Annotated in this window: 5 protein-coding genes; 4 read left to right on the forward strand and 1 reads right to left on the reverse strand. The window is 60.6% G+C overall.

Annotation, left to right across the window (positions count from 1 at the left end):
• Positions 1-35: 35 nt before the first annotated feature.
• Genes E4L98_RS26635 through E4L98_RS30245 form a run of 4 tightly spaced genes read left to right on the forward strand, consistent with a single transcriptional unit; the run spans position 36 to position 3,173 of the window.
• Entirely contained in the window at positions 36-1,709 is a 1,674-nt protein-coding gene (locus E4L98_RS26635) for a type IV secretion system DNA-binding domain-containing protein (protein WP_135204559.1), read from the forward strand.
• 12 nt (positions 1,710-1,721) lie between these two features.
• Positions 1,722-2,207, forward strand: coding sequence for a hypothetical protein (locus E4L98_RS26640; RefSeq protein ID WP_135204560.1), 486 nt, complete (start codon positions 1,722-1,724; stop codon positions 2,205-2,207).
• 60 nt (positions 2,208-2,267) lie between these two features.
• Positions 2,268-2,990: a hypothetical protein gene (locus tag E4L98_RS26645; RefSeq protein ID WP_135204561.1), complete on the forward strand. Its 723-nt coding sequence runs from the start codon at positions 2,268-2,270 to the stop codon at positions 2,988-2,990.
• A 12-nt stretch (positions 2,991-3,002) separates the two neighbouring features.
• Positions 3,003-3,173, forward strand: coding sequence for a hypothetical protein (locus E4L98_RS30245; protein WP_167761460.1), 171 nt, complete (start codon positions 3,003-3,005; stop codon positions 3,171-3,173).
• 39 nt (positions 3,174-3,212) lie between these two features.
• Here E4L98_RS30245 and E4L98_RS26650 read toward each other — a convergent pair whose 3' ends face one another.
• Positions 3,213-3,509, reverse strand: a complete 297-nt coding sequence (locus E4L98_RS26650) for a hypothetical protein (RefSeq protein ID WP_205746843.1) — start codon at positions 3,507-3,509, stop codon at positions 3,213-3,215.
• Positions 3,510-4,232 lie beyond the last annotated feature (723 nt).

The raw sequence follows: 4,232 nt of genomic DNA on the forward strand, positions 1-4,232 counted from the left end.
AGTCATCATAATTGCAAGGGTATTCAAGGAATAAAATGAATAAAATTGCGCTTCCCGTTTTAATCTGGAATGGGCTTTGGAAAGGGACGTGGTCCACCATCGCCGCGCCTTACGTGATCTTCAAGACGTTCTCTGGCCAGGAGTATTACAACTGGTTTGCATGGCCGGCGATCCTTTTTGCAACCGCTGCACAGTGGTCCTGCATCTTCTCTTTCGTCAAACACGGCTACACGAGTTATTGGATGACGGTGACGCCGTTCGTCGCCCTGGTCGGTTGGCCGTTCTGGACCTTCGCAAACGCCTTTGACAAGTCCAATGGCTTCCTGGGATGGAAGCCTGGTCAGGGCCGGCTGCGTTCCTGGATCGGCGGCACAGCGCCGGTCATGGCCGCCGGAAGCGGTGCGGCCAAGTCCGATGAAACCTTGCTGCGTGGTGCAGCCATCGTGCCAGGTGCAGCACTCGCCGCGCAGTTGAAGCGCGGCGCAAGCGCGGCCGATCTGGCCGGCGTCATCGAGTGGGGCGGCGTGCCGATCCCGCCGAAGTCGGAGCCTGAACACTTCCTCATCGAGGGCAAGACTGGTGCCGGCAAAACGCAGGCCATCAACGAAATGATGCGCAAGGTTCGCCAGCGCGACCAGGCCGCTATCATCGCGGACCCCGCCGGCGGCTACCTGGGACGCTTCGGCCGGGAAGGCGATATTGTCCTGAACCCATTCGACCGCCGCACGGTGGACTGGTCGCCCTTCGCTGAAATCGAGGCCGAGTACGACTATCGCCGCATCGCAAAGGCCGCCATCCCTGACGGCATCGGAGAAAACGAACAGTGGACCAATCACGCACAGGTCCTGTTCGCGGAGTGCATGCGCGTCATGTACAAGCGCGGTGAGCGTAGCGTCAAAAAGCTACTGTACTACGTCACAGCCGCCGATCAGAAAGAACTCGCGGACCTGCTGGGCGATTCGCCGGCGGCCGTGCTGACGAAGCAGGGCAACGAGCGCATGCTGGGCAGCGTTCGATCCAGCGCCGGCACACCTCTGGCCAATTGGGTGTACCTGGCCGACGAAGGCACGTTCAGCGTGCGCAAGTGGGTTCGGGAATCCGACACAAGCCACACCTGGCTGTTCCTGACATACACGGATGCGCAAATGGCCGAGCTGCGCAACCTGGTTGCGTGCTGGCTTGAACTGGCGATTGTCGAGGGCTTGTCGATGACGGAAAGCCAGCTGCGCCGCCTGTGGTACGTGATGGACGAATTGGACAGCCTGGGCAAGATCACGAGCTTACGCGCCGGCCTGACCAAACTGCGGAAGTATGGCGGCGTGTGTGTGTCCGGTCTGCAGACCATCGCCCAGCTGCGCAGCACCTACGGCCACGACGAGGCGCAGACCCTGCTTTCGTGCATGACCACAAAACTGATTCTGAAAGCCGGCGACGGTGAGACGGCTAAGTATTTTGAAAACGAGATTGGACAGCAGGAAGTCGAGCGCGAAGAAGTCAGCGAAGGGACCAGCCAGAGGATAGGCGACCTGGGATCGTCCAGCGAAAACAAGAGTGTCAAACGGAACACGCAAGCCGCTGTACTGGCCTCCCAAATTACCGGCCTGGAAAATCTGCATGGCTTCCTCATGCTGACCGGACTGCCAATCGCAAAAGTGCAGCTGGACTATGTGCCGATGCCCGACATTAACGCGCCGTACCAGGCCAAGTAAGAGGGCGACGACATGAATACTCAAGCAGCTTTTAAAACGCTCCTGGTCTACCTCGCAGTAGGTGCGGTCGTCTTTTATGGCGAGTGGCGTACCGGCATCAGCGTGACTCCGGCTCAACGAGCAAAGGCCGACATCGCACAGTGCATCAAGGAGCGTGAGCAGGCGGCCTATGCGACCAGCATGTTCACGATGGGCCGTGAGGCGAAGGCCCAAAAGGCCGGCATTCAAACCGAATGCGAAAACCTGGTACGCGGCGGTGGCTTGGTCCTTGGCACATCGCCAGCGCCGGCAACGACACAGGCGACCACACCGAAGCCTGCGGCGCATAAGGCCACGAAGCAAGCCCAGCAAGTGACCGCTGCCGCCGAAAAGCCGGCCAGCGCTTCCAACCGCCGCGAGCTGTGCCTTACGCGGATCGAGGAAGCACGCCAGCGTAGTCCTGGCGGCCTGAACCCGGAATGGGAACAGGACCAGCGCAATCGCTGCGACGCACTGTAACGAATCAACCGCCGCCCGGTCGGTGTAACCGGGCAAAACTCAACTTCTAGGAGCTTCACAATGAACACCATCAAGACCATCATCAGCCTGTCCATCATCGCCAGCGCGGCCGCCCACGCGGCCGCCCCAGACGACCGCACCGCCTATCTGAAAAAGGTATTGGCGACTGAGCAGCAAGTGGCGATCGACACCTCGGATAATCGCGGCATGTCCTTGCTGTTCGATGAAAAAATCAAACCTGGTGCGCTCGTCGTTTCGAGCGTCAGCACCTTTGCCAAAGAAGCCGGCGTGCTGCCTGGCGACGTGCTGAAACAGGTTTGCGGCCAGCCTGCCAACAACCTGCGCGCCTACGGCGCTTTGGCTGCGGTGGTGGGCAAGGCCAACATCCTGCAGTCCATCGGCCGTTATGTTGTCACGGGCAATGTGCCACTGTCCGCCGTTAAAGTTGAGAATGACAAACTGGTGCTGAGTAAGTCTGTCCAGCTGCAGGGCAAGTTCGTGCCGGTGGATGCGAAGGAGCCGCCTAGCGGTCCTGACCAGCTGGTGACGGTACCGGCCGGCGAAGAAATCAAGAACATCTGCCTGCCCGTCCACTCGATGAGCGACTACATGGCCGTGGTCGCGCCGTTCGATACGCGCCTGAACCGCGACGGCCAGCTGTTGCCTGGTGGTTGGGTGCCGATGCAATACCAGTTTGAGCGTTACAGCTACGGCCTGCCGGTGTATGTCGGCCACCTGACCAACTGGAACCCGCCGCAGCAGGTCATGGCGCAGGCCAAGTAAGGCGGGGCTTCCATGACTACGCCAATCCCTAATCCGGTCCCCCTGGTGTTGGTCTGTCACCCCAACGACTACGCCTCGATGACGGCCGCCGCCGCTGCCGCCGGCATGAATGCAGATGAGTTTTGCAAGCTGGCCATCCACCTGACTGTCAGCCTGCAGCTGATCGAGCGCCGGAAACATTGAGGCGCACCAGCTGCGCCGCCACTCCAAAACGCCCACGGTTCACGCCCTGGGCGTTTTTCCTTTGGCCTGGTCCTGGGCCAACTCCCAAACGACATGCACCGTGCCATCAGCCGCCACGTCGACAAATTCCCGCCGGCCGTCTGGCCACTTGCGCACCAGCTCGTCCGGGTACTCGTCATCGACGTAGGTGATTGGCCGGCCGGCCGCCAGGTGGGACTTGGCCGCCGCCCCATCGTCGGCCGCCAGGGCGCGGGTGAACACTTTCCAAAAGCGTTTTTCTTCCGCCGGCCCCAGCTGGTCCAACCGCCCAATATCCTCAACAGTTATTTTTTTCATAATTCTTTCGGTCTGTCCATGCTTGCGCCGGCTATTCTGGCCCAAAATCGGGCCTTAGCGCCGTTTTTTCGGGGGCAGACGTGCCAACACACCATCCACCCCCGGCAAACGTCACCAGCGGCCGCCCTGGACCGCCTATCCCCGTTCGCGGCGGGTGATCTTCCGTGATTGATCGAAGTTTGCGGACTATCGGAGCTGGCCAGGTTCACTTTTTGGCGTCAACCTGCCGGCCGGCGAGTCGGTGCCGGCGCTGGCCGGTTCGACGGGACCGATGCGCCCCTTTTCCTGTAGACGCTTTTCCCGGCAGCTGCGCACCATCTGCGGCGGCGCTGGCCAGTGGCTGCAGCATACCGTGGGGTTGCGTGAGTACGCGCCTGGGCGCGTTCCTAGCCCGCTTGCGGGCTGTTGATTGGCCAGGAGGGGAGCCGGCTTGTCCGGGGAACCTCGCGCAGCGGGGTGCCCGGCCGCAGGCCGCGCATTTGCGTTAAAAGATTTTAAAAGAGTTAAAAAACGCGCGCGTTGTTAAGGCTGTGGATATCGCGCCGGAAGCCGCGCCGGCATTGGCTCCGCGAAAGCCTGCCGTCAGTGATATAACGATATGGCCGTCAGCGATATAACGACACTATCCACAGGAAAGCGTCATTGATGTAACGATACTATCCACAGCCGTCACCAATGTAACGACGCCCCTGCGTCATTGATATAACGATGACCGGTCATCGT

Origin of the sequence: Duganella callida (assembly GCF_004614165.1) — a bacterium.
In the GTDB taxonomy this organism is placed as follows: domain Bacteria; phylum Pseudomonadota; class Gammaproteobacteria; order Burkholderiales; family Burkholderiaceae_D; genus Rugamonas; species Rugamonas callida.

What these genes read in the sequence shown, in the direction of transcription:
- E4L98_RS26645 (WP_135204561.1), top strand. Translation starts at nt 2,268, where the DNA reads ATGAACACCATCAAGACCATCATCAGCCTGTCCATCATCGCCAGCGCG.
- E4L98_RS26650 (WP_205746843.1), bottom strand. Translation starts at nt 3,509, where the DNA reads ATGAAAAAAATAACTGTTGAGGATATTGGGCGGTTGGACCAGCTGGGG.
- E4L98_RS30245 (WP_167761460.1), top strand. Translation starts at nt 3,003, where the DNA reads ATGACTACGCCAATCCCTAATCCGGTCCCCCTGGTGTTGGTCTGTCAC.
- E4L98_RS26640 (WP_135204560.1), top strand. Translation starts at nt 1,722, where the DNA reads ATGAATACTCAAGCAGCTTTTAAAACGCTCCTGGTCTACCTCGCAGTA.
- E4L98_RS26635 (WP_135204559.1), top strand. Translation starts at nt 36, where the DNA reads ATGAATAAAATTGCGCTTCCCGTTTTAATCTGGAATGGGCTTTGGAAA.